We start from the raw sequence: 534 nt of genomic DNA, 5'->3' as shown, positions 1-534 counted from the left end.
GGTGGGGGTCGCGAGTTCGAACCTCGTCTTCCGCTCCAAAATATGCCGGGGTGGCGGAACTGGCAGACGCACAGGACTTAAAATCCTGCGGTAGGTGACTACCGTACCGGTTCGATTCCGGTCCTCGGCACCATTTTTTCTTTAACAGAATAATATATTGCGCCCGTAGCTCAATTGGATAGAGCATCTGACTACGAATCAGAAGGTTGTAGGTTCGACTCCCGCCGGGCGCACCATTTACGGGAAGTAGCTCAGCTTGGTAGAGCACTTGGTTTGGGACCAAGGGGTCGCAGGTTCGAATCCTGTCTTCCCGACCATTATTAATTAAAACCCATATGGGGCCTTAGCTCAGCTGGGAGAGCGCCTGCCTTGCACGCAGGAGGTCAGCGGTTCGATCCCGCTAGGCTCCACCATATATATTTATGAACCTTGAAAACTGAACATGCAAGACGTTAATCAATAAATGTTTCGAACGCCAACCCTGTTGGTGGATCGAAACGAAATAGATATCATCTTCGGATGATACGCTAGCAA

General features: G+C 50.4%; 4 tRNA genes. All 4 read left to right on the top strand.

Features of this window, described 5'->3' with window-relative positions:
* Nucleotides 1-44 precede the first annotated feature (44 nt).
* The 4 genes from JFL43_RS18900 (at nt 45) to JFL43_RS18885 (ending at nt 413) form a co-directional block, all read left to right on the top strand.
* Nucleotides 45-133, top strand: a tRNA-Leu gene (locus JFL43_RS18900).
* A gap of 26 nt (nt 134-159) precedes the next feature.
* Nucleotides 160-236 (top strand) — tRNA-Arg (locus JFL43_RS18895).
* A 4-nt stretch (nt 237-240) separates the two neighbouring features.
* A tRNA-Pro gene (locus tag JFL43_RS18890) sits at nt 241-317 on the top strand.
* A 20-nt stretch (nt 318-337) separates the two neighbouring features.
* A tRNA-Ala gene (locus tag JFL43_RS18885) sits at nt 338-413 on the top strand.
* Nucleotides 414-534: the final 121 nt, after the last annotated feature.

The sequence above is a fragment of the Viridibacillus soli genome (genome assembly GCF_016612995.1).
In the GTDB taxonomy this organism is placed as follows: Bacteria; Bacillota; Bacilli; order Bacillales_A; family Planococcaceae; genus Viridibacillus; species Viridibacillus soli.
The sequence above is the reverse complement of the archived record's forward strand: the minus strand, read 5'-3'. Positions and strand labels throughout refer to the sequence as shown.